This window comes from Oceanobacillus locisalsi (genome assembly GCF_042675985.1).
Taxonomy (GTDB): domain Bacteria; phylum Bacillota; class Bacilli; order Bacillales; family Amphibacillaceae; genus Oceanobacillus; species Oceanobacillus locisalsi.
The window spans coordinates 44,924-66,529 of sequence record NZ_JBHTKK010000012.1 but is presented as its reverse complement, the minus strand read 5'-3'; the positions used below and the strand labels follow the sequence as shown (position 1 = coordinate 66,529).

The window sequence follows — 21,606 nt, the reverse complement described above, 5'->3', positions numbered from 1 at the left end:
TCAAGTACCTTTTTCTACATCTGCTCAAAAATGGAGAACATCGGCAGCATCACCGCAATAACGATAAACCCGACGATACAAGCCAAAAGTATAATCATCATCGGTTCAATCAATGATTTGAGTGTATCCACCGTCCGCTCCACATCCTCTTCATAAAAATCAGCGACCTTTGCCAGCATGTAATCCAACTGTCCCGTCTGTTCGCCAATGGCTATCATTTGTCCGACAAGCGGCGGAAATACCCAGCTCTCCATGATGGGAGCCGAAAGCGGCTTTCCCTCTTCTAAATTTTCATAAGATGACCTGATGACTTTACGTATAACAGAGTTGCCAGCCACTTTTTCAACAATAGTCAACGCTTGTAATATAGGGACGGAGCTTGCAAATAAGGATGATAACGTCCGCGTCATTTGAGCAATCGCAGTTTTCTGAATCAATTTTCCGAATACAGGCATTTTCAGTACACCAACATAAAAGGCATGCTGGAATGCAGGGCTCTTTTTAAACAATGCTATCAGCAGACCAATCAGACCCAGCGATAAGAAAATAATGATATACCAGGAATGAACCATAAAATCACTCATTGCCATGACCATCTTGGTAATGGCAGGTAATTCTGCTCCAAATTGTTCAAAAGAAGAAACAATTTGCGGAACAATGGAAACCATCAAGAAAATAACAACGCCTATAATGACCACAAGCAGTACAGCAGGATAACTAAGCGTGGATTTAACTTTCTTCATAATGGCATGTTGTTTTTCAAAATGATTGGCCAGCCGATCAAGCGTCGCATCCATATCTCCAGAAACTTCCCCGGCACGCACCATGTTGATAAAAAGAGCCGGAAAAGCTTTAGGGTGTTTCGATGCAGCTTCTGAAAACGCGTGTCCCTCCCGGATATCGGCTTCCACTTCCAGCAACACTTTATGTAATCCTTTACTATCGGTTTGCTGCGCTAAGATATTCGTAGCATCAACAATGGAAATCCCCGCTCTGATTAACGTTGCAAATTGACGACAATAGACAACAAAATCTTCATTTTTTACTTTTTTTCCGCCAATAGCTAAATCCTTATTAAATAGATTCGCTTTCGTTTCAGTTAATTCCCGCGGACGAATCCGTTTTTCACGCAATGCCGCAAGGGCCTGATTTTTGGTTGCGCCCTCTACCGTTCCCTTTTTTAACTTTCCTTTTTCGGTACGCCCGACATACTTATACAATGCCATCAAAAACCACCAATGCCTGTTGCAAAACCAGCAGCATGCTCCGGATGGATTCTTCCGCTTGTCGTGAGCGCATGCAATGAGGCTTCCAGGGTATGCATTCCTTCAGCACGGCTGGTCTGCAGCACATTATCAATCTGTTCAACTTTTTCATTACGGATTAAGTTTGCAATCGAAGGCATATTGATAAGCACTTCCGTTGCTGCTACTCTGCTTTTTCCATCCATCGTCTTTATCAGCCGCTGCGATAAAATACCTGCCAGTACCATAGATAATTGCGTACGAATTTGGCCTTGCTGATAAGGCGGAAATACATCAATAATTCGATTGATTGTCTGTACAGCACTGCTTGTATGTAACGTAGCTAACACGAGATGGCCGGTTTCCGCAGCCGTAATAGCTGTAGAAATCGTCTCATGATCACGCATTTCTCCAACTAAAATGACATCAGGATCCTGGCGGAGCGCTGCTCGAAGACCACTCGCGAACCCGTCTGTATCTACACCGACTTGCCTTTGATTCACAATTGATCGATGATGCAGATGCTCATATTCAATCGGATCCTCCAGCGTGATAATGTGTTTCGATGCGTGCTTATTCACGTAATCTATCATCGCTGCCAGTGTAGTAGACTTCCCGGACCCAGTCGGCCCAGTCACCAGAAACAGCCCTTGTGGCTTCTCAGCAATCTCCTGCAAAACCAGCGGCATATTTAACTGGTCTAACGACGGTATTTTGCTCGGGATGACACGGAAAACAATCCCCACTTGCTGACGTTGACGGTAGACATTGACACGAAACCTCGATACATTTTCTATCCGATAAGCAATGTCCAGTTCCCCTTTTGATATAAACTGTTTCCATCCTGTATCTCCAGTAATTTTCTTTGCCATCGCTTCTGTTTCTTCTTTTGTGAGCGGGATTTGTCCTTCAGGCTGCATCGTGCCGTTGATTCGTAAAATAGGCGGAGATCCTGCTGTGATATGCAGGTCAGAAGCTTTTTTTCTGCAAGCCGTTTCTAATAATTGGTCAATCATATCATCCATTGTCTCTCCTCCTAATCTATTGAAGTCACACGCAATACTTCTTCTACAGTAGTCAGACCATCAGCCGCTTTTTCCAATCCATCATCCATTAAAAATGTCATACCCGTTTGTTTGACATATTCATAGATTTCAACAAAACCAGCTTCGTTCATCACAAGCCGATTGATCTGATCATCTATTTCCAGTACTTCCTGAATAGCAATTCTTCCTCTATATCCTGTCATATTGCAGTTAGGGCATCCGGTACCTCGTTGATATTGATGAACATGGATATTTGCTTGATGAAATAGTTCCAATTCATGTTCGGACGGGTCCACTTGTTCAGCACAATCCCTGCACACCCGTCTGACCAGCCGTTGAGCAATAATTCCCGTTAAAGAAGAGGTAATCAGAAAAGTTTCCACTCCCATATCTATTAATCTGGTTAATGCTGCAACCGAATTATTTGTATGCAGTGTACTTAATACTAAATGTCCAGTCAAAGATCCGCGAACAGCAATTTGTGCCGTTTCTTGGTCCCGTATTTCACCGATCATGACAATATCAGGGTCCTGACGTAAAATCGAACGCAGGCCGCCGGAAAAAGTCATGCCAATTTCTTCTTTTACCTGTACTTGATTAATACCTTGCAGCTGATATTCAACGGGATCTTCAATCGTAATAATATTTACTTCTTCTTTGTTTAATTCGTTCAGAGCTGCATACAAGGTGGCTGACTTCCCGGAACCGGTCGGACCGGTAACAAGAATCATCCCGTTCGGTTTGCCAATCATCCCTGTAACCTTGGCATAGTTATCAGCTGAAAAACCTAATTTATTCAATTGCCCCAGCGAAGACCCTAAATCAAGTATCCGCATCACGATTTTTTCGCCGTAGACAGAAGGCAGACTGGATAACCGGATATCAACCGGTTTAAAATGGATATCCATCTTGACTCTTCCATCTTGTGGCAGTCGGTTTTCGGTGATATTTAAATTTCCCATGATTTTAATCCTGGCAAGCAGGGTATTTTGCATATATTTCGGTAAGGTCCGCTCTGTTTTTAACATACCGTCTACGCGGTAACGCACGCGTATTTCTGTTTCCTGCGGGTCAAAATGAATGTCGCTCGCCCGCTGCGCTACAGCATTGGCAATAATCTGATTAACCATCCGGACAACTGGCGAATCTTCATCAGCCAACCCGTAATCTTCTATTACATCATCCTGCTGATAATCATCCAATACTTGATCAATAGACTCCTGTAAGTCATAACATTTCGTAATCATTTGAAAAAGCGCATCCTTGGTCGCAATCCCGGGAACGATTTGAAATCCTGTTGCCATCCGAATCTCTTCAATGGCAAAGTAATCCATCGGATCTGCCATAGCAACAAATAATTTATTTCCATTTACGCGAAACGGCAGCACTTGATGCCGTTTTGCCAACTCCCTGGGAACGAGCTGGATAACCTCTTGTTCGACCGGATACTGCAAAATATTGATATGCGGGATACCCAGCTGCATCTCAAGAACTTCAATTAACTGTTGTTCGGTAATATATCCCTCTCGTAACAGTGCATCTCCCAGCTTTTCCTCCGTACGTTTGCTTTCCAATGTCGCGGTAAGCTGTTCATTGGTAATTAAATTGGATTCAACAAGTAAATCTCCTAATCGTTTCCTGGCCAAAACCTGTTCCACCTCATTTTTTTCGTGTAGCGCATGATTACAATGCCTATTTCACACAGTCTGACTCTTCTTCCGTGTCCTCTTCTGGTTTCTCTTTTTCCGTTCCTTCTGTGTCCTCTGTTTCGGACTCCTTATCTATTTCTTCCTCTGGAGGCATTTTTTCAATGTTTTCCTCAAACTGCTCCACAGGAAGTTCTGCTTCCGATTCCTCCACTTGTCGCCCATCTTCTTCCGTTGTTCCTTCCTCCATTATTTCTTCTTCCTCTGTCCCCTCTTCCGGTATGTACAGTTCATCCGACAGATGCTCTTCCGCCGTCATTTCTAAAAGCAGACGGTATAACAGAAGTGCATACAAACTGCTTTCCGGCTCCTGTTCCAAGGATTCTACGGCTTCTATACATGCTTCTTCCCCTTCTTCACAGAGCTGTTCCGATTGTATGAAATCGGAATATATCCGATCCATGGCATCATCCGTATCCTCTGAATCCGGGTATTCTTCTTCCCCTATTATCACCTCTTCTATCTCTTCATCTGGATCAGACACAGCAACCTCAACAACTTCAGGAGTCGGCGGGTAAAAATCCTGTCCTACCAAATCTTTGCCGGTTACCGTATTACCTTGTTCTTTGGAAATACGATATACTTCCACGCTGATTCCGGATTGGCCCTGCTGTACTATATGCTCCTCTCCATCAGCTAAATTACTGTTGTATCGATATACTTTTCTCGGAGCAATTTCTCTTCTATTCTCAATCGAATATTCAAATTCCGATTCAGCAACCATCGCTTGTAATGACAATTGCAGCATGTTGTTTTCTACATCCGCCTGCAGGGTGTAAGCGGAGTCGCCAGGATTATACAATTGTAAGTCCATCTCTTCCTCCAGGCTGACTTCAGCATCCAAGCCAGCTTCAGCATAACCGGCAATATGGCTTTGCGCATGGCGCTCGATGATTTCCATATTGGATTGCAATGCTAATTGATAAAGGCCTGAGGCCACAAAACTTAATTCTCCCGCTTCATTTTCTAATCCATTCACGGAATCGATGTCATCCAATAAAGAAAATATCTGGTCCGACTCCAGCAGTCTGCCATCTATGTTTTGAGCTATAAGCCGGACCATCGCAGGAGACATATCGGAAATATCTAAATTCACTGCAGCAATATCTTCCTGTTCGATATTTTCCTCATCCATATATGTAAGCGGAATCGTCTTTTCGGATAAATTTTTTGCCTGAATCAACGCTTTATCCATCGTTTGATCTATGTCTATCCGTTCTGGCAAATTTAATGTTTCTAATTGTTCCTCTGAAATACTTACCAAGAGTCTCTGCTGCACATTTTGAGGCTTTTTAAAAAAATTGGTCCAGCTTCTGGCCATCCTATCTTCTAATTGATTCATAGAGGACTCCACATCAAAATGAAATACCGATCGCGGTATTTCAATTGTTTCGTACGCATTCTCTGCTAGTAATGGTACTCCGTTTTGCCAGCTGGTAACAACTTCCTCCATCTTTTCCTCTGCTTCTTCTATTGTCAGATTTTCCAAGGAAACACTGCCAATGGAGGATCCGTCCGAAACCTTACCAGCCATCACTACAGACGGAACACCGAACAATACAAATGTAATGACCATAATCAAACATATGCCTGTTCTTCTTTTAAACCAATACATGTAAACTTTCACCAGCCTTCCGTTTCTCTCCTGTATTCTATACGGAGAAATGAACAGTAACATCTTTGGTTGAAAACAAAATGACAAAAAGCTATTTTCGAATGCTATCCAAGATAGGAAGAACGAGAGAATCGTATATTAGAAGATTCATGCTATTCGTCTCATAATAATCCGCGTAATATTAAAATCTTATTACTTATCTAGTCATTTTCAACGGATATTCATTTACTATCTCAATAAATAGTACCAATACTAAATAAGTAAGTCAATATACTTTTCCAAAAATTATTTTTAGTTCAAATTAAAGCAAAAATCTTTAAAATTCGACAATTTTCTATAATAAAACGAAATATTGGATTATTATGCAGGATTTTATAATAATCCAATATACCAGCTGATAATCCCATCACCATAAAAATATGCGATGAATGCACCAACTACAATATACGGTCCAAATGGAACCGGTTGCTTTCTTTCCATCCATTTGCATGCGATCAGCAACATACCAATCACCGCTCCAAGAAAAGCTGCTAAAAAGAAAGCAAGGATTACCTTCCCTGTTCCCAACACAATTCCTAAAACAAAGAATAACTTCATATCCCCCGCACCCATACCGCCACGGCTTACAATAATAATAAGAGCAAGTAAAACACTTGCAAGAACTGCCCCCGCAGCCGAGGACCACCAAGGGTCCAAAGGAGAAAGGATTCGCATCATAATAAATAATGGCAGAAAAAATAATAAAATTTTGTTTTCAATTAGCATATAACGGATATCGGAAACCAAAATAATCATCAACATCGATATGAACAACATAGCTGTAAGTAATTCCCAATCAAAACCAAACATCCAATAACTAAGCAGGAATAAAACACCTGTACTACATTCAATAATCGGATATAATGGAGAAATAGGATCCTGACACTTCCGACATTTTCCATTTTGTACAAGATAAGAAGCTATCGGAAGCAGTTCATACCAATGCAATGTTTTTTTACAATGCGGACAATAGGATCTGTCCGTTGTAAATGTTTCTCCTCTCGGCGAGCGTAAACCGACTACATTGTAAAAAGAACCAAATACTGCTCCAAATAAAAAGAAAAAAAGACTATAAAATACCCCCAACCAAAGACCTCCCTTCATTTATAATTAGGCAAAAAGAATTAACCATTTTATTATAGCAATTTTCACTCAAATAAGCTATTTGTTTTTTCAGCAAACAGCTTTGTGAAGTGATCTCCATTGCCACACTAATTTCAATAAAGGAAGGCTATTGACTGTACGACATGTATAAAAATCAATAGCCAGGTATTATATCGTCTTTTTCACATTTTCGTTTGAACTGTTTAACGGCTGGTATATCCTGCATCCGCATGTATCACTGTTCCTGTGATATAAGAAGCTTGATCAGATGCTAACCAAAGACTTGCTTCAGCAATTTCTCTGGCTTGGCCAAATCGACCTAAAAGGCTAAGCTGCGGAGCAAATTCTTCTTCTGTTTGTCCTGTTTCCTCTAATGCTCCTCTTAGCATTGGTGTATCAATTGCTCCCGGCGCAACGGTGTTGACACGGATATTTTGATCTCCGTTTTCTAATGCAGCCACTTTTGTCATACCAACCACGCCATGTTTAGCAGCAACATAAGCGATATTATTCGGCTGTGGACGATAACCGCTGACGGAAGAAATGTTGACAATACTTCCGCCCTCTCCTTGTTTGATCAATTGCTGTAATTCGTATTTCATACATAACGCTGTTCCAGTCAAATCAATGGAGATCAGTTTATCCCAATAATCTTCATCAAACGCAGCTGCCGGTGCATTGTCAGGTGTTAAGGCAGCATTATTAACCGCTACATCAAGACGTCCAAATTTTTCAACCGTTTCTGCAACCATCGCCTGTACTTGCTCAGATTTAGAAATATCTACTTTTATAAAGTGAGCAATACCGCCACTGGCTTCAATTTCAGCAACTGCTTCTCGTCCTTTTTCTTCGTTAAAATCTGCAACAACGACTTTCGCCTTTGCATCTGCAAAGAGTTTGGCTGTTGCAAGCCCCATCCCCATTGCAGAACCGGTTACAATCGCTACTTTATCTTGTAAAACTGGAAATGTCATAGAATCTCCTCCAAATTTAATTTATTTTAAACAAATGTCGCTCCTTGGCCGCTACTTATTGCGCCGTATATCCACCATCAACGGTCAAGCTATTGCCAGTCATAAAGGAAGAATCATCCGAAGCTAAGAATAAAACAGCTTTGGCCATTTCTTCTGATGTACCCAGACGTTTTAACGGGGTGGATTCTGCTAGAACCTGTTTGCTTTCTTCCGGGATAATCGGCGTATCAATATAACCTGGGCATAATGCATTGATACGGATGTTTTGTTCTGCATACTCCAATGCAAGAGAACGAGTTAAATTGATTACGCCGCCTTTTGCTGCGTTATATGCTGCAGATCCTGGTGATCCGACCCAGCCATACATCGATGCCGTATTGATGATAGTGCCTCCGCCGGTTTTTAGCATTTCTCGAATGGATTCACGAGCGACTAAAAATACACCATCCAAGTCTACATTGACGGTTTTACGCCAATCCGCATAATCTAAATCATGTGTAGATTGAATCGCGCCAATCCCAGCGTTGTTAAAGACAACATCTACTTTGCCAAAGGTTTCTACGGTTTGTTTAAAAATATTCGCAACCTCTTCTTCACTTGTAATATCTGCTTTGATAAAAAGAGCTTCGGCATGAAGTGCTTGCAGTTCCTTTTCAAGGGCTTTTCCTTTATCTTCATTTAAATCAACAACGACCACCTTTGCTCCTTCTGAAATAAATAAGCGTGCTGTTTCCGCTCCAATACCAGACACACCGCCAGTAATGATAGCGACTTGATCTTGTAATTTCCCCATCTTTTTTACCTCCTTCGTGATAAAAGCTTCTGCTACTTTCAAAAATGTAGTCAAATTTCAATTTTGCATTATTTTGTTATAATTAAATTGTACTATTCTTTTGAAACATACTACAATCATATAAAAAACGGAAAATGTCTATTAATTAGACATTTGAAATAAAAATGTTGAAATAATGGAGGGATTTTATGGACAATAACCAACAGATATTATCGGTGCGGAAAAACCGGACGAAAAAGCATTTTATGCTAGCATTCATGACGCTTATTAAGGAGAAAGGATACCACTCGGTTACTGTAAAGGACATTGTTGATATGGCTGCGTATAATCGCAGTACATTTTATATCCATTATCAAGACAAGGAAACACTGGCGGAGGATTTACTTACTTCTATGTTAGACGGGCTGGAAGCGTCCGTTGGCAAAGCCTATAAACCTGGCCGCAAAGTTTACACAACCTACTTGAATGCATCCCATTTCAATATTATTTCCTATATTTATAAAAATAGAGATTTTTTTGAACTCATTAATATCGACGATACATTACCGGGCTTGCATTTAGGGTTTCCACAAACCATACAAAAAATCTATAAAAATCACTTTATATTTGAAACCATTAACGATCTTCCAGTGAATATGGATTATTTTACAAATTATACGGCGTTTGGTTTTTGGGGGCTGCTTAAAGATTGGATACATAGCGATTTTCAAGTAAGCCAAGAAGAATTTATTCAAGAAGTCGTGCAATTATCGAAGACACATATTTACTCCATTAGATATATCGGAGAAGAATAAGCAACTGTAATCGTCATTCATTTGTTTTTTGGAAGTAAATTCTAATATATCTTCTGTGATTGTTGCCTCTAATGAAAAGATATATTAGAATATACAGCACTAAAAAAGGGAACAGTTTATATGAACACTGCTCCCTTTTTTAGACTATGGAAATCGAAAACCTTATCGTATTTACTTACATACAAGCATTTCCATTTCTTCTTTAGCTTAACACCTTTATGCCTTTCACGATATTCCAAATGAAATAATAGATATCAATGATAACACAGACGACTATCGCAATAATGGTTGTTATGAACAGCATACCGCCCGGATCACCCTGCCCGATTTTTCCGAGACTCATTAACAGGATAATTGTCCCTGCCAGGATGGTAGCGAGAATAGGAATCAGGTGTGTCCATAAGGCCTTTTTCGCATGTGCTTTCGTTTCTTCATCTCCGAGAATCCAGACCAAAATTGGAAATAAGAATGGTGCGAAAAAGATACTGAAATAACATAAAGATGATAGTAATTTATTTCCTTCCATATGAAAAGCTCCCTCAAAAAATTAAAAGGTTTCAGCCACATGGTCACTAAGTACGCTTATTGCGGCTTTGCTTCCCTCAGCCGCTGCAACAATTTGCTGAGGCAGACCACCGGCATTATCTCCTGCAGCATATACACCCTTCCTGCTCGTACGGCCGTAAGGGTCTATTTTAATCCCGCCCATGCCATTGGATTCTAAATCCAGACGACCGGCAAAAGGGGCAGCCTGTTGTAATTTATACGAAATAAACCCGGCTTGGCGATGGAGCTCGTTTCCATTCTTAAATTGAATGCTTTTTAATTGGCCGCCTTCTCCTTGCAAACGCAAAATCTCGTCTTCTATCACTTGGATATTCTTTTGAGATAAAATAGCTTTTTCCTGCGGGGAAATGGTTTCTTTCCCATTCGTACAAACGACAATGTCCTTACTCCAATTGGAAACCATTTTAATACTATTAAAGGCATGCGGATATGCAGCAATATAGACTAATGGAAGATCTTTCAGCTCCCATCCATCACAATATGGACATCCAAACAGACTCGTTCCGTAAAACTGATGCATGCCTTCTATCTCTGGAAGGATATCTTTTAATCCCGTTGTCAAAATAATCCTTTGTGCTTCATACTGCTGCCCTTTCTCTGTTTGAATTTGAAAATAAGAAGCAGTCGGAACAATATCAACCACGTGGTTCCTTTGAACGGAAATCGTTGGATATTTATTTAAATCTTCATAAGATGCTTTTTTAAATTCGGCAGGATGAACCCCGTCTCTGGAAATAAAATTATGCGATTCCTGGGTGACAGCATTACGGGGCGTATCGTCATCAAATAAAATAACTTGCTGCCTTCCCCTACCTAGAATAAGGGACGCATTTAATCCGGCAGGCCCTCCTCCTATAACTGCGCAATCATACAACATAATGATTTCCTCCTTCTTACTTATTGCAGGATGACGTTTCGTAACAGTGCATTCACTTTGAACCTCTCATGACTGAAATCACGAGATTCTTGGGAATAGCGTTTACTTGAAAGCATATTTCTTTACTCACAGCGGTTTCTCTTATTTACCAAGCTATCTCCGCAGTTCCTGCGGTTCTTATTATTTTTACACGAGGGGTTTTATTCGTAATCTCTCCGCTAAAATATTTTTGCTGGCGTTTACATCTCTGTCATGGTGCGTATGACAATGAGGACATGTCCAATGTCGGATATGGAGAGGTTTCTTGCCATCTTGATGTCCGCATTCTGAACAAATTTGACTGGACGGGAACCATCTATCTATTTTTATCATTGAACAACCAATTGTTCTAGAGATAAAAATTTTTTCTTCGTCAGGATACAATCTGAATTGGTAAGCCTTATGTTGAATCAACGCTTCTATCCCGCTTTTTTTGGTTTTCAATATACGTCCGTATCTGTTCTTCTGTGTTTTCGCTAACAGTGGCTACAAAGTAGCTGGGATTCCATAAGTGACCTCCCCACAGACGTTTCTTTAGTTCAGGATGATCCTTGAATAAGAATCTGGCAGACACGCCCTTAAAAGCCTTCACCAGGTTAGGAATATAATGTTGTGGTTTACATGCAATAAGTAAGTGAATATAATCTTTATCTGATTCCATTTCAACTATTTTAACGTCATGATCGTCAGCTATTTGTTGTAACAAGTTTTTAACGTCCGTATCGATTTTTCCATACAGAATATCCTGACGATACTTCACGCACCAAACCAAATGGTATTGAATCGAATAGACATACCCACGTCCATAATATACTTCAGACATACAAAGTCACCTCTACATACATTTTAACATATGCCATTGTTAAAACGTAATTTTAAAGGGGACATATACGATAATTTATTTAAACATATGTTGGTTGTTTAACATAGCTGAAACGATATCACAACCGAAGCCGATTCATCTACACGACTAAAGTCGCGCGTATTCCGAGCTTCTCAATAAAGCAATCACGGAGCTTTATCAAGAAAGAAAAACGAGGAATTTAGTGCCTCTTATTTCTGTTATTTTATCAAGTAAAATATCAAAATTGATTTCAAATTAGCGAGCAGGGAATTTGGTTACTTGAAGTTCACTCACTAGCAAGCTTTTTAATTTCTGCTTTACTTAAGTCTGTAATCTCTGCAATATCACTGGCTGACATACCTCTTGCTATCAGTTTCAAAGCTACTTCCTGATTCCTCTTTTTTATCCCTTCTTGCTTTCCTCTCTCAAAATAAGAATTCGGCAGCTGCATGACCATTTCTTTTTCCTCTTCCGGCAAGTTTTCCATTTTCTCCATCATTTGTTCCTCCTCCTTTTTGTTTAGTGTTAAATAAGTCTCGAAATAACCATAAAGGAACTCCATTTGCGCCGGATTGATTGTCATCCGAGTAATCATACGCAGAAATTCCAGCTTTACTTGGACACGCTCGTGTTCTTCATAGCCCATCTGACTAAGCAACGCTGCTGCAGCCGGGTTGTCTGATTGAATATATTCTTTCCAGTTTTTCTTTCTTAATTGTAATTGTAAAAAGTTAAATTGAAGTACTTCTTGGGTTGGTGTATCGACTTTGAATTGCGTCGGTTCTTCTTGTTTCCTATTATAACTCAAAACGGCGATAGGTTGAATTGGTTTGCGGTGTTTTGCATAGAGGTAAGCAAAGTAGAGAAACATTCTTTCAGGGAAATTTGCTTCATGGGTGGATTGTGCTTCGGTGTGAATATGGAGAATTTTATCCTCGTGATGCAACTTTACTTCTGCAAGTACGTCCATTTCCTTTTTGGAGCCTTCGATGTAGTCCAGGTAGACTTCCTGTTCAAGGAATGTGACATTGGAGAAATCAATGTAGGGGTGAAGGTCGGGGAAAAATCCTTCGATAAATTCTTCAAAAAATTCTTGTATCAGCTTTTTCGTCAGCCGATCATGTTTCATGTAATCTGCTTTTTCTTCGAATATAACAGGTGCTGTAAACAATAGAACACTTCCTTTCGTTGAATTATCTTTATTTTACCAATCATTTAAAAATAAAGCCAGTATTATTTTGAAACACATACCAATACATATATTAAAAGACGCTGCATAATGGCGCCTTTTAATCCTATAGTTAGAAAATAATGTTCCAACACTTTTATTTTCTGTTTTTTAACTCACAAAATCAATTCCATAATGTGTTAAAACAGCTAGTATAATACCGTATAATAAAATACTGCCTCCTGCAGACAGGAATAAATTTATTTTATTCATGCCAACTCCATTAGCAATTACTGCCATTGCCCATGAGCCGACAATAGGGGTAATAAGCAGGACAACAAGCGGACCTTGTTTTTCAATGCGTTTTTTATATTTGCTTTCCGCTAATTTATCCATCCATTTCTTAATACGTTTCGACTTCGCAAGCAGTGAATAAAAGAAGGCAATCAAAGGAACTGGCAGAAAATTCCCTATACTTGACCAGACAATTGAGGAAACTGTATCCAGTCCCATTGCCATCGTAACTGGAACCGCAATATATATTTCAGTCATCGGAAAAAAACCGATAAACCAAGCTGTAGCAGCTAAACTCAAATAATTTAACATAAACCAATCCCTCACTTATTTCGCATGACATTTTTTATTTTCTATATTAGAATATAAAGTATATGGTTACCATATACTCAAGTGAAAAGTTGGTGAAAAATGGACGCTTCTAACAAACTGATGACAACAGGAGAATTTGCAGCATTATGTAATGTCAAAAAGCAAACACTTTTCCACTATGATGATATTGGCCTGCTGGAGCCAGAATATAAAAACGAAAATGGTTATCGTTTTTATTCCATTCAGCAAGCTGAGGCTTATAGCTTGATTGACATGTTAAAGGAAATTGGAATGTCTTTAGCAGAAATTAAAGACTTTTTACAATCTAAGAATCCGAAAAAGATTACTGATTTATTAACAGAAAAAGAGAAATTGGTAGATAAGAAAATCCAGAAATTACAGCGAACACAACAGCTGATTTCAAATCAGAAAAAGCAAACGGAAAGGGCCTTACAGTTAGACCTTGATCAATTTACCATTACGGATATGGAAATGGAACAGATTGTATTAAGTGAAAATATTTTAAATTACTCGCATAAAGATATTACAAAAATGATAATAGCTTTTATGAAATATGTGAAGCAAGGCGAAATCAATGTTGAAAATTGGGGAGCTCTCATTCGCCAGGAACAAATAGAGACTGAGGATTACTTAAATTATTCCCACTTCTTTTTGCGTGAAAACTCGCTTCATTTAACGGAAACATACCATACAAAAGCTGGAAAGTATGTCGTTGGCTACCATAAAGGGAGCTACCTAAATACGTATAAAACATATGATAAAATAAAAGCTTATCTGGATAAGAAAGGATACCGTATTTGTGGCGACAGCTTTGAAGAGTACTTATATCTAATGGATGGAATCAGCTTGGAGGTAAAAGCAAACTACGTCATAAAGATAATGATTCAAGTAGAAGAAAAATAAATATATTTCAAGTACCAGCCAAATTGCACTTGAAACATATTTATCTTTCCTCATCCCTTCCATCCATTACTTCCAAAACATTATTCAGCAAATCTCTCAACTTCTCCATCTCCGGCACTGTGTTAGAAAGGTAATAATAATTCTTTGTCCCCTCCCTGCGTATAGCCACGATACCGATTTGTTTCAGTATTTTTAAATGATGAGATACCGCCGGCCGTGACAGCTTGGTTTCTTCCGTTAAATCATTAACACGCAGACCATTGCAAGCATGGTCATTCAGTAAAGCAATAATGATAATTTGACGTTTTTCATCTCCTAAAGCAATGAGAAGATCCTTTACTTCCTCCAATTCATATTTTAAGTTTTCTATTTTATTTGTTTTCATATATATCCTCGATTCATTTAATTAGTTCAATTGTCTAAATTATTAAACCATTAAATTTGAAATGAGTCAACAACATTGTCTTATACTAGCTTTTTTTAATAATTTGGAAGCTTCCTTTAAATTTACGAGTTGACATTTTTTTAGAATTCCTCTATTATTTATTACTAGTTTAATGGTTTAAATGTTTAAACTAATAAGAAGGAGGTTTTCTAAATGAAAAAACGAATGAAAGCAATGCTTATTCATAAATATGGACAGAAAAACGTTCAATTGAAAAACATCCCTGTCCCTAAAGTATCGAATGACGATGTATTAGTAGAAATTCATGCTGCCAGTATTAACCCAGTTGACTTTAAAATTAGAGACGGAAAATTAAGACCGCTTATCAAATATAAAATGCCATTGATTCTTGGAAATGATTTTTCTGGAACGGTTATAAAAACAGGAAAAAACGTAACCAAGTTCAAAGTCGGAGACCCTGTTTATGGGCGTCCAAGAAAATCAAGAATCGGAACGTTTGCTGAATATATTGCTGTTCATGAGGACGATATTGCCATCAAACCAGCAAATCTAACATTTGAAGAAGCAGCAGCTGTACCTTTAGTTGGCTTAACCACCTACCAGGCCTTTCATGAAATATTAAACCTGCAACCCAACGACAAAATTTTGATCCAAGCAGGCGCTGGCGGCATCGGAACCTTTGCAATTCAACTTGCAAAAGAAATAGGAGCTTACGTCGCAACAACAGCAAGCAATGCCGGAAAAGACCTAGTAGAAAGCCTGGGTGCAGATAAAGTAATAAACTATCGTGAAGAGAACTTTGAGGAAAAATTAGCTGATTATGATTATGTATATGACACTTTAGGCGGCGATGCTTTAATCAATTCATTTAAAATCCTGAAACCCGGCGGAAAAATTGTATCGATTTCTGACATTCCAAATGCACGCTTCGGAAAAGAAAATAACTATCCTTTTTGGAAAACAATTGCTTTTCGATTGGTTTCCAGGAAACTAACGAAACTGGAAAAGCAATACCACGTTCAATATAACTTTTTATTTATGAAACCCAGCGGTGAACAATTAAATAAAATTAAAGAACTTATTGAAGCAGAGAAAATCAAACCTCTAATCGATCAGATTATACCTTTTGAAGATACGCAAAAAGCAATGGAATATTCGGAATCGGGCAGAGCAAAAGGGAAAATTGTTATTAAAATCAAGTAACCTATTTTTGTTATTTGCGTTTAATAAAATAATTATATTCATTAACCAGCAGCGAAAAATCCTATTTAGGTACTTTTTCTATTGCTGGTTTGCTTTTGTCTCTATTCGCTGAAATAAATAACATCCACTTTAAAACCATAAATAAATTTTTTCTCTTCTTTACTTTCTAAATACATTCATGTACTATATATCTAAATGATACATATCAAAAAGATATAAGGTGAGATAGATGCAAAAATATAATGATACGACTTATGCTATTCTTGGCATTTTAACTACAAACTGCCGTTCAGGCTATGAGATTAAACAATTTATTGATAATAGCCTTAATCACTTTTGGAAAATCAGTTACGGTCAAATTTACCCGACATTAAAGAAACTGGAACAGGAAGAGTTAGCTACAATACAAGCAGCTTCCCAGGAGGGAAAGCCAGATCGCAAGGAATACTTTCTGACAGAGAAAGGGAAAGAAGTTTTAAAAGACTGGTTAGAACAACCGTTAAAGCAATTGCCAGTTGAAAGAAATGAAGTTTTGCTGAAGCTGTTTTTTGGCAGGCATCAAACAAAAAAACAAAGTCTCTACCTTTTAAAGGATTATAAGCAAAAGTTAGAGAACCTGTATCAAACGTATGAAGGAATTGAAGAAGGTATTGCCCGTTATAACAATAATCATAGTGATGCAAAATATTGGCTTTTCACATTGGATTATGGCAAACGGGTGACCGAAGCTGCTATTGCATGGTGTGATGCAACAATAAAAGCACTCTAACTTTTTAAAGGAGGTAAATACATGTTCTCTTTCTTTATTTTTATTCATGTCATTGCTGGATTTACTGCTTTAATTTTTTTATGGATGCCACTATTTTTTCGAAAAGGTGGCGCTTGGCACCGCATTACAGGTTGGATTTTTACCTATAGCATGTTTACCATCAGTGCTACTTCCGTGTATTTGTCATTATATAGAATTGGTTTTGATGAAAATCAGACAACAGCGCAATTTTCTTTCTCTATTTTTCTGATTTTTATTGCAATTCTAAGCTTTTCTACAGCAACATACGGATTACGTGTACTCCGATTTAAAAAACATGCAGGAAAACACCGTCAAGCTTTCGATTGGTTCATTCCATTCCTTCTTTTTACAAGTGCAACAGCTGTGAGTGTTTATGGATTTATACTTGGAGATTCTCTCTTGTCATGGTTTCCCTTAATAGGCATTTTTCTCTCTATATCTTATATGCTTTATTGGTGGCGTAGTCCTAAATTAAAAAAAGGCTGGGTGATAGAGCACCTGACAGGCATGTTAAGCTGTGGTATTTCGACAGTAACTGCTTTTGTTGTTTTTGGAGCTCCTCGTTTTTTTGGATTAAATGAAAGCACCATATTGTTATGGTTCGCACCTACCATTGTGCTTGTACCACTTATTATTTATTTTTCGGTTAAATACAAAAAAAAGTCTATGAAAATGGTGTGAAAGTAAACTGATACTTTTCTTCTCAATTACTATCAAAGGAGGCCTTCTTATGGAAACAAAAGTTTACACTGGCAGATACACTACAGAAAATGATCAAGACGTTGTTGTTTTTATTATTGGAATGTGCATCAATAAAATACTAGCAATTCGTAAATGGGGACCGGTTTTTATGGCAATGCCACGTATGATTCAAGAACTCTATAAAAATCAGGATGAATTAGGTTTTCTTTCTACGGAAAGCTATTTGGGTTTGCGAACTACGATGATGGTCCAATACTGGCGTTCTACAGAAGATTTACTAGCATACGCAAAGGGAAAAAAGCACCTGACTGCATGGCAGCATTTCAATAAAAAAGTGGGAGAAAACGATGCAGTCGGCTTTTATCATGAAACCTACCAAATAAAAGCCGGCACTTATGAGTCTGTCTACCGAAATATGCCACTATTCGGGATGGGAAATGCAGGAAATCATATCCCTATTGATGCACAGCATAATTCTGCTCGCAAACGTCTGCAAGGTATGAAAGCAAAGTAAACGGCAAATAACTTCTCAGTAGCTTTTCCCACAAAAATAAACTCCAAGATTTTTTGGAGTTTATTTTTGTGCATTTAACTTTTTTCTTTCTGATGCGTTTTATCTGTGTCATCTTCCATAATATCATTTGCTGTGCTTTTAAATTCCCTTAATGTTTGCCCTGCGGCTTTACCAATCTCCGGCAATTTCTTCGGCCCAAAAATGATTAATGCTAAAACAATAATAAGAATTAACCCAGGAATTCCTATGTTTTCAATGAATACTCCCGCAGAAATTACATATGAGAGATTTTATTCCTATAATAGCAGTAATACACTAAACGAACCTGAAAAATTTCCGGAAAACGATTATTATTTTGTTTCCAGGGAACGTTATAACATGTACGATAAAATACGTTATGGAAGGGTTTTTTTCATGTCACATCAACAACATCAACAACTTATCAACGCATTGCAGGATTGTATTGTTGCATGTAATCATTGTTATGATGCATGTCTGAAAGAGGAAGATATCAAGATGATGGCGGAATGTATTCGGCTGGACCGGGAATGTGCGGAAATCTGTTCTTATCTGGCACAAGCGCTATGCAGAGATACGCCTTTTGCCGCTGATCTGGCTTCTGTTTGTGCGACGATTTGTGAAGCATGCGGTAATGAATGTCAGAAACATCAGCATGAGCACTGTCAAAAATGCGCGGATGCATGCTTCGCGTGTGCAAAAGTATGTAAAAGTATTGCATAACATAGAAAAGAAGCAGCTCTTTACTCAAGAAAACTGCTTCTTTTCTATTTCCTATATTACCCTGCTTCCATCATCAGACGAAAGCGGAAAATTTTCATGCAGGATGGTTACCATCCCTTTATCAACCTGTATTCACTAATCCTGCAGCTACACCATTAATCGTCAGCAACACCTCTGTCACCAATTCATCAGAAGGGTTGGATGTCTCTCTTAATTGCCGCATTAAATCCACTTGCAGAAAATTGAGCGGGTCAACATATGGGTTACGAAGATAAACAGACTCTTGGATAGTCGGTGTATGACTGAGCAGCTCTTCATTACCGGAAATTTGCAGCAATGCGCTTCTGGTACGCTCATATTCATCTGCTATATCTTCATAAATCCGTTTTGCCACATTAGGATCTTCCACTAACTCCAAATATTCTTTGGCGGTTTTCATATCGGCTTTCATCAATGCCATTTGCAAATTATTGATTGTCGATTGGAAGAAAGGCCATTCTTTATACATTGTTTGCAAGGTTTCCAGATGGCTGTCGTCTTCTTCAATGAAAGATTGCAGACCTGTACCTGCTGCATACCAGGCAGGCAGCATATATCTGGATTGTGTCCACGCAAATACCCACGGAATCGCCCGCAAGTCTTCAAATTGCTGGCTGTTCTTCCTGCTCATCGGGCGTGAACCAATATTTAAAGCGCCTAACTCCGTCAACGGCGTTCCCTGATGGAAAAACGTCAGAAAGTCCGGATCGCCGAACACCAGGGATTGATATTTCTTCAATGATTTTTCCGACATCGATTCCATTGCTTTTTCCCATTCTTTTTGCCTCAGTTCTTCTTGGGCAGGGGTTTTCAACGTCTTGGCTGATCCTGTAAACAAGGCAGAAGCTGCTTGCTCTAAATTCCGATAAGCAATATCTTCGAGCAAATATCTGGAAGAAAGCACTTCTCCCTGTTCTGTAATTTTCACGCCATCCTCTAAAGTCTCGGCTGGTTGAGAAAGAATGCTGGTGCTTAGCGAACCGCCGCCGCGGCCAAGGGAACCGCCACGTCCATGGAAGAATTTCAGACGAATATTGTATTGTCTCGCCATATTATGGATATCCTCCTGGGCTTTAAACAAGTTCCAGTTGGCGCTTAACGTACCGCCGTCTTTACTTCCATCGGAATATCCAAGCATAATTTCCTGATGTTCCCCGCGTGCTTCGAGCTGTTTGCGATAGACATCCATTTCAAATAATGTCTTCATAATTTTCGGTCCTGCGATTAAGTCATCAATGGTTTCCAATAATGGAGCGACGTCGATATCACTTTCCACTGTGCCATCCGGATATAGACGGTAGACGCCGGTTTCTTTAGCGAGTACTAAAACTTCCAAAAGATCGCTCGGAGATTCTGACATACTGATTAAATAAACTTCAATCGCCCGTTTTCCAAATTCCTCATGCGCTTTTTTAATCGTACGGAAAACTTCTAAAATATTCCGTGTTTCTTTCGAATAGCCACCCTCAAAAAGCAGCAGCGGTCTCGGCTCATTCAATACCTCACGCAATACTTTCTGTTTATCTTCTTCTGGCAGGCCGGCATAATCATCCGTAATATGCGCAGCTGTCAGAATTTCATGAACAGCTGTTTCATGTTCTCCACTATGGTTTCGTACATCCAGTGTCGCTAAGTGGAAGCCAAACATTTCTACTTGACGAATCAACTTTCGGATGGTTTTCAATCGTCTTGGCTCCGGCAAATGCGCCTCTGCACTTTCTTTGATTTCTTTCAGATCCAGAACCAGCTCTTCAGCTTCATGGTAACCTTGAGAAGTTTTCCCTGTTGCGCGCAACCGTTTTAAGATAACTGCAAATTTGCGTCGATATACTTCCGATTGAATCGGCCACTTGTCCTTCTTATTCAAATACGTACGCTCTTCTTTTTCTACCTTATCAATAAACTGCTGATTAATCGTGATACGTTCACTGGATTGACTAAATCGTCTCATCAGCTCAACAAGAGAAGCATCATATTTTTTCAGAATCAGGTTCCGTTGCAGTTCCAGCGTCTCCCAGGTAATATCTGGCGTGACATTCGGATTTCCATCCCGGTCTCCTCCTATCCAGGAACCGAAATGAATAAAGTTAGGCACCTGCCAGTCTTTTTTCGTCGGAATGTATTCTTGTAATTGTGTTTCCAATTCTTGAAAGACATCAGGCAATGTTTCAAATAGCGTTTGATCAAAATAATAAAGTCCATTTTTCACTTCATCTAATACTTCTGGCTTCCGTTGACGTAATTCATTGGTATGCCATAAAGCAGTGACTTCATTAAAAAGGCTTTCCTCCACTTCTTTTCTTTCTCTAAATGTCGTAAGCGGGTTATCCAGCTTAGCTAGATGCGCTGATATCCGTTTTTGTATTTCTAATACTGTCCGCTTGGTTGCTTCTGTCGGATGTGCGGTCATAATCAATTCGATGGACAAATTATCCAAGACGCCTTGAACCTCGTCATTTGTCAAGTCACTTTCTTTCACTTTTGAAACGGCTCTTTCTAACGAAAAAGGCTGACTCTCATTCTCATCTTGTAGATATTGGCGTTTACGTCTGATTCGATGATTTTGTTCCGCAATATTAATCAAATGAAAATAAATCGAAAAAGCACGGATGACTTGTTGACGCAATGGCGGCTCTAAACTGCTGATTTCTTTTTTCAAAGTATCATATGTGTCTTCACCCGACCCGCTGCGAAAGCTTTTAGTCATTTCTCGAATGCTCTCTACTTTATCGAATAAATCTTTTCCTCCATGTAACGTCAAAACTTCCCCTAATATATTTCCAAGCATATTAACGTCATTTCGTAATGAGGCGTTTTTATCCTTTGTTTCAGTCATGCTGTTTTCCTCCTTGTCCAATCAGCGTAAAATAA

At 38.9% G+C, this 21,606-nt stretch carries 23 protein-coding genes and 1 pseudogene; 7 read left to right on the top strand and 17 right to left on the bottom strand.

Translation table 11 applies throughout. The annotated features are described in order from the left end of the window. Window positions 1-14: 14 nt before the first annotated feature. The 8 genes and pseudogenes from ACFQ19_RS11075 to ACFQ19_RS11040 form a co-directional block, all read right to left on the bottom strand. Window positions 15-1,226: a type II secretion system F family protein gene (locus tag ACFQ19_RS11075; RefSeq protein ID WP_379592142.1), complete on the bottom strand. Its 1,212-nt coding sequence runs from the start codon at window positions 1,224-1,226 to the stop codon at window positions 15-17. Further along, window positions 1,226-2,269: a type IV pilus twitching motility protein PilT gene (locus tag ACFQ19_RS11070; protein ID WP_379592141.1), complete on the bottom strand. Its 1,044-nt coding sequence runs from the start codon at window positions 2,267-2,269 to the stop codon at window positions 1,226-1,228. The genes ACFQ19_RS11075 and ACFQ19_RS11070 overlap by 1 nt, the downstream gene beginning before the upstream one ends. 11 nt (window positions 2,270-2,280) lie before the next feature. Next, window positions 2,281-3,936 (bottom strand): GspE/PulE family protein, encoded by a 1,656-nt coding sequence (locus ACFQ19_RS11065; protein ID WP_379592140.1) that lies wholly within the window; start codon window positions 3,934-3,936, stop codon window positions 2,281-2,283. Window positions 3,937-3,982: 46 nt separating this feature from the next. Continuing rightward, window positions 3,983-5,611 (bottom strand): VanW family protein, encoded by a 1,629-nt coding sequence (locus ACFQ19_RS11060; RefSeq protein ID WP_379592139.1) that lies wholly within the window; start codon window positions 5,609-5,611, stop codon window positions 3,983-3,985. Between the two features lie 372 nt (window positions 5,612-5,983). Next, window positions 5,984-6,736 carry a prepilin peptidase gene (locus ACFQ19_RS11055; protein ID WP_379592138.1) on the bottom strand — a complete coding sequence of 251 codons (753 nt, stop codon included), beginning with the start codon at window positions 6,734-6,736 and terminating at the stop codon, window positions 5,984-5,986. Continuing rightward, window positions 6,720-6,881, bottom strand: a pseudogene (gene pqqA, locus ACFQ19_RS11050) (pyrroloquinoline quinone precursor peptide PqqA); the annotation flags it as partial. The pseudogene pqqA and the gene ACFQ19_RS11055, both read right to left, overlap by 17 nt. A gap of 76 nt (window positions 6,882-6,957) precedes the next feature. Beyond that, on the bottom strand, window positions 6,958-7,728 hold the full coding sequence (locus ACFQ19_RS11045; RefSeq protein WP_379592137.1) for an SDR family NAD(P)-dependent oxidoreductase: 771 nt from the start codon (window positions 7,726-7,728) through the stop codon (window positions 6,958-6,960). Window positions 7,729-7,783: 55 nt separating this feature from the next. Then, a complete protein-coding gene (locus tag ACFQ19_RS11040; protein WP_379592136.1) occupies window positions 7,784-8,521 on the bottom strand; it encodes an SDR family NAD(P)-dependent oxidoreductase in 738 nt (245 codons plus the stop codon). A gap of 188 nt (window positions 8,522-8,709) precedes the next feature. Here ACFQ19_RS11040 and ACFQ19_RS11035 point away from each other — a divergent pair, with 188 nt between their 5' ends. Next, a complete protein-coding gene (locus ACFQ19_RS11035) occupies window positions 8,710-9,315 on the top strand; it encodes a TetR/AcrR family transcriptional regulator (protein WP_379592135.1) in 606 nt (201 codons plus the stop codon). Window positions 9,316-9,517: 202 nt separating this feature from the next. On the opposite strand, the gene ACFQ19_RS11030 is transcribed toward ACFQ19_RS11035, so the two are convergent. From ACFQ19_RS11030 to ACFQ19_RS11005, 6 genes are all read right to left on the bottom strand, one after another. Beyond that, window positions 9,518-9,841, bottom strand: a complete 324-nt coding sequence (locus ACFQ19_RS11030) for a DUF4870 domain-containing protein (RefSeq protein WP_379592134.1) — start codon at window positions 9,839-9,841, stop codon at window positions 9,518-9,520. Between the two features lie 21 nt (window positions 9,842-9,862). Next, a complete protein-coding gene (locus ACFQ19_RS11025) occupies window positions 9,863-10,759 on the bottom strand; it encodes an NAD(P)/FAD-dependent oxidoreductase (protein ID WP_379592133.1) in 897 nt (298 codons plus the stop codon). Window positions 10,760-10,945: 186 nt separating this feature from the next. Beyond that, window positions 10,946-11,131, bottom strand: a complete 186-nt coding sequence (locus ACFQ19_RS11020) for a zinc ribbon domain-containing protein (RefSeq protein WP_379592181.1) — start codon at window positions 11,129-11,131, stop codon at window positions 10,946-10,948. A 67-nt stretch (window positions 11,132-11,198) separates the two neighbouring features. After that, complete coding sequence (gene tnpA, locus ACFQ19_RS11015; protein ID WP_379592132.1) at window positions 11,199-11,621, bottom strand: IS200/IS605 family transposase; 423 nt, start codon at window positions 11,619-11,621, stop codon at window positions 11,199-11,201. 307 nt (window positions 11,622-11,928) lie between these two features. Then, window positions 11,929-12,813 carry an Rpn family recombination-promoting nuclease/putative transposase gene (locus tag ACFQ19_RS11010; RefSeq protein ID WP_379592131.1) on the bottom strand — a complete coding sequence of 295 codons (885 nt, stop codon included), beginning with the start codon at window positions 12,811-12,813 and terminating at the stop codon, window positions 11,929-11,931. A gap of 168 nt (window positions 12,814-12,981) precedes the next feature. Beyond that, complete coding sequence (locus ACFQ19_RS11005) at window positions 12,982-13,416, bottom strand: small multi-drug export protein (protein WP_080873533.1); 435 nt, start codon at window positions 13,414-13,416, stop codon at window positions 12,982-12,984. Between the two features lie 99 nt (window positions 13,417-13,515). Here ACFQ19_RS11005 and ACFQ19_RS11000 point away from each other — a divergent pair, with 99 nt between their 5' ends. Then, window positions 13,516-14,340, top strand: coding sequence for a MerR family transcriptional regulator (locus tag ACFQ19_RS11000; RefSeq protein ID WP_379592130.1), 825 nt, complete (start codon window positions 13,516-13,518; stop codon window positions 14,338-14,340). A gap of 40 nt (window positions 14,341-14,380) precedes the next feature. On the opposite strand, the gene ACFQ19_RS10995 is transcribed toward ACFQ19_RS11000, so the two are convergent. After that, window positions 14,381-14,725 carry an ArsR/SmtB family transcription factor gene (locus tag ACFQ19_RS10995; protein WP_379592129.1) on the bottom strand — a complete coding sequence of 115 codons (345 nt, stop codon included), beginning with the start codon at window positions 14,723-14,725 and terminating at the stop codon, window positions 14,381-14,383. Between the two features lie 225 nt (window positions 14,726-14,950). On the opposite strand from ACFQ19_RS10995, the gene ACFQ19_RS10990 reads away from it, so the two are divergent. The 4 genes from ACFQ19_RS10990 (at window position 14,951) to ACFQ19_RS10975 (ending at window position 17,955) form a co-directional block, all read left to right on the top strand. Further along, complete coding sequence (locus ACFQ19_RS10990; RefSeq protein ID WP_379592180.1) at window positions 14,951-15,949, top strand: NADP-dependent oxidoreductase; 999 nt, start codon at window positions 14,951-14,953, stop codon at window positions 15,947-15,949. A 229-nt stretch (window positions 15,950-16,178) separates the two neighbouring features. Then, entirely contained in the window at window positions 16,179-16,718 is a 540-nt protein-coding gene (locus tag ACFQ19_RS10985; RefSeq protein WP_379592128.1) for a PadR family transcriptional regulator, read from the top strand. Window positions 16,719-16,739: 21 nt separating this feature from the next. After that, window positions 16,740-17,420, top strand: a complete 681-nt coding sequence (locus tag ACFQ19_RS10980; protein WP_379592127.1) for a DUF2306 domain-containing protein — start codon at window positions 16,740-16,742, stop codon at window positions 17,418-17,420. A gap of 49 nt (window positions 17,421-17,469) precedes the next feature. Continuing rightward, window positions 17,470-17,955 (top strand): DUF4188 domain-containing protein, encoded by a 486-nt coding sequence (locus ACFQ19_RS10975; protein WP_379592126.1) that lies wholly within the window; start codon window positions 17,470-17,472, stop codon window positions 17,953-17,955. Between the two features lie 74 nt (window positions 17,956-18,029). On the opposite strand, the gene tatA is transcribed toward ACFQ19_RS10975, so the two are convergent. Then, complete coding sequence (gene tatA / locus ACFQ19_RS10970) at window positions 18,030-18,212, bottom strand: twin-arginine translocase TatA/TatE family subunit (RefSeq protein WP_379592179.1); 183 nt, start codon at window positions 18,210-18,212, stop codon at window positions 18,030-18,032. A gap of 157 nt (window positions 18,213-18,369) precedes the next feature. Here tatA and ACFQ19_RS10965 point away from each other — a divergent pair, with 157 nt between their 5' ends. After that, on the top strand, window positions 18,370-18,696 hold the full coding sequence (locus ACFQ19_RS10965; protein WP_379592125.1) for a four-helix bundle copper-binding protein: 327 nt from the start codon (window positions 18,370-18,372) through the stop codon (window positions 18,694-18,696). 121 nt (window positions 18,697-18,817) lie between these two features. Here the strand turns inward: ACFQ19_RS10965 and ppc are convergent, their stop codons facing one another. Then, on the bottom strand, window positions 18,818-21,571 hold the full coding sequence (gene ppc, locus ACFQ19_RS10960) for a phosphoenolpyruvate carboxylase (protein ID WP_379592124.1): 2,754 nt from the start codon (window positions 21,569-21,571) through the stop codon (window positions 18,818-18,820). Between the last annotated feature and the right edge of the window lie 35 nt (window positions 21,572-21,606).

Bases quoted from the DNA above. Each gene is read 5' to 3' on its own strand.
- ACFQ19_RS10980 (WP_379592127.1), top strand. From the start codon at position 16,740: ATGTTCTCTTTCTTTATTTTTATTCATGTCATTGCTGGATTTACTGCT.
- ACFQ19_RS11025 (WP_379592133.1), bottom strand. From the start codon at position 10,759: ATGTTGTATGATTGCGCAGTTATAGGAGGAGGGCCTGCCGGATTAAAT.
- ACFQ19_RS11060 (WP_379592139.1), bottom strand. From the start codon at position 5,611: ATGTATTGGTTTAAAAGAAGAACAGGCATATGTTTGATTATGGTCATT.
- ACFQ19_RS11045 (WP_379592137.1), bottom strand. From the start codon at position 7,728: ATGACATTTCCAGTTTTACAAGATAAAGTAGCGATTGTAACCGGTTCT.
- ACFQ19_RS10985 (WP_379592128.1), top strand. From the start codon at position 16,179: ATGCAAAAATATAATGATACGACTTATGCTATTCTTGGCATTTTAACT.
- ACFQ19_RS11020 (WP_379592181.1), bottom strand. From the start codon at position 11,131: ATGATAAAAATAGATAGATGGTTCCCGTCCAGTCAAATTTGTTCAGAA.
- ACFQ19_RS10975 (WP_379592126.1), top strand. From the start codon at position 17,470: ATGGAAACAAAAGTTTACACTGGCAGATACACTACAGAAAATGATCAA.
- ACFQ19_RS11035 (WP_379592135.1), top strand. From the start codon at position 8,710: ATGGACAATAACCAACAGATATTATCGGTGCGGAAAAACCGGACGAAA.
- ACFQ19_RS11000 (WP_379592130.1), top strand. From the start codon at position 13,516: ATGGACGCTTCTAACAAACTGATGACAACAGGAGAATTTGCAGCATTA.
- ACFQ19_RS10990 (WP_379592180.1), top strand. From the start codon at position 14,951: ATGAAAGCAATGCTTATTCATAAATATGGACAGAAAAACGTTCAATTG.
- ACFQ19_RS11030 (WP_379592134.1), bottom strand. From the start codon at position 9,841: ATGGAAGGAAATAAATTACTATCATCTTTATGTTATTTCAGTATCTTT.
- ACFQ19_RS10995 (WP_379592129.1), bottom strand. From the start codon at position 14,725: ATGAAAACAAATAAAATAGAAAACTTAAAATATGAATTGGAGGAAGTA.
- ACFQ19_RS10965 (WP_379592125.1), top strand. From the start codon at position 18,370: ATGTCACATCAACAACATCAACAACTTATCAACGCATTGCAGGATTGT.
- ACFQ19_RS11070 (WP_379592141.1), bottom strand. From the start codon at position 2,269: ATGGATGATATGATTGACCAATTATTAGAAACGGCTTGCAGAAAAAAA.
- ppc (WP_379592124.1), bottom strand. From the start codon at position 21,571: ATGACTGAAACAAAGGATAAAAACGCCTCATTACGAAATGACGTTAAT.
- ACFQ19_RS11005 (WP_080873533.1), bottom strand. From the start codon at position 13,416: ATGTTAAATTATTTGAGTTTAGCTGCTACAGCTTGGTTTATCGGTTTT.
- tnpA (WP_379592132.1), bottom strand. From the start codon at position 11,621: ATGTCTGAAGTATATTATGGACGTGGGTATGTCTATTCGATTCAATAC.
- ACFQ19_RS11040 (WP_379592136.1), bottom strand. From the start codon at position 8,521: ATGGGGAAATTACAAGATCAAGTCGCTATCATTACTGGCGGTGTGTCT.
- ACFQ19_RS11075 (WP_379592142.1), bottom strand. From the start codon at position 1,226: ATGGCATTGTATAAGTATGTCGGGCGTACCGAAAAAGGAAAGTTAAAA.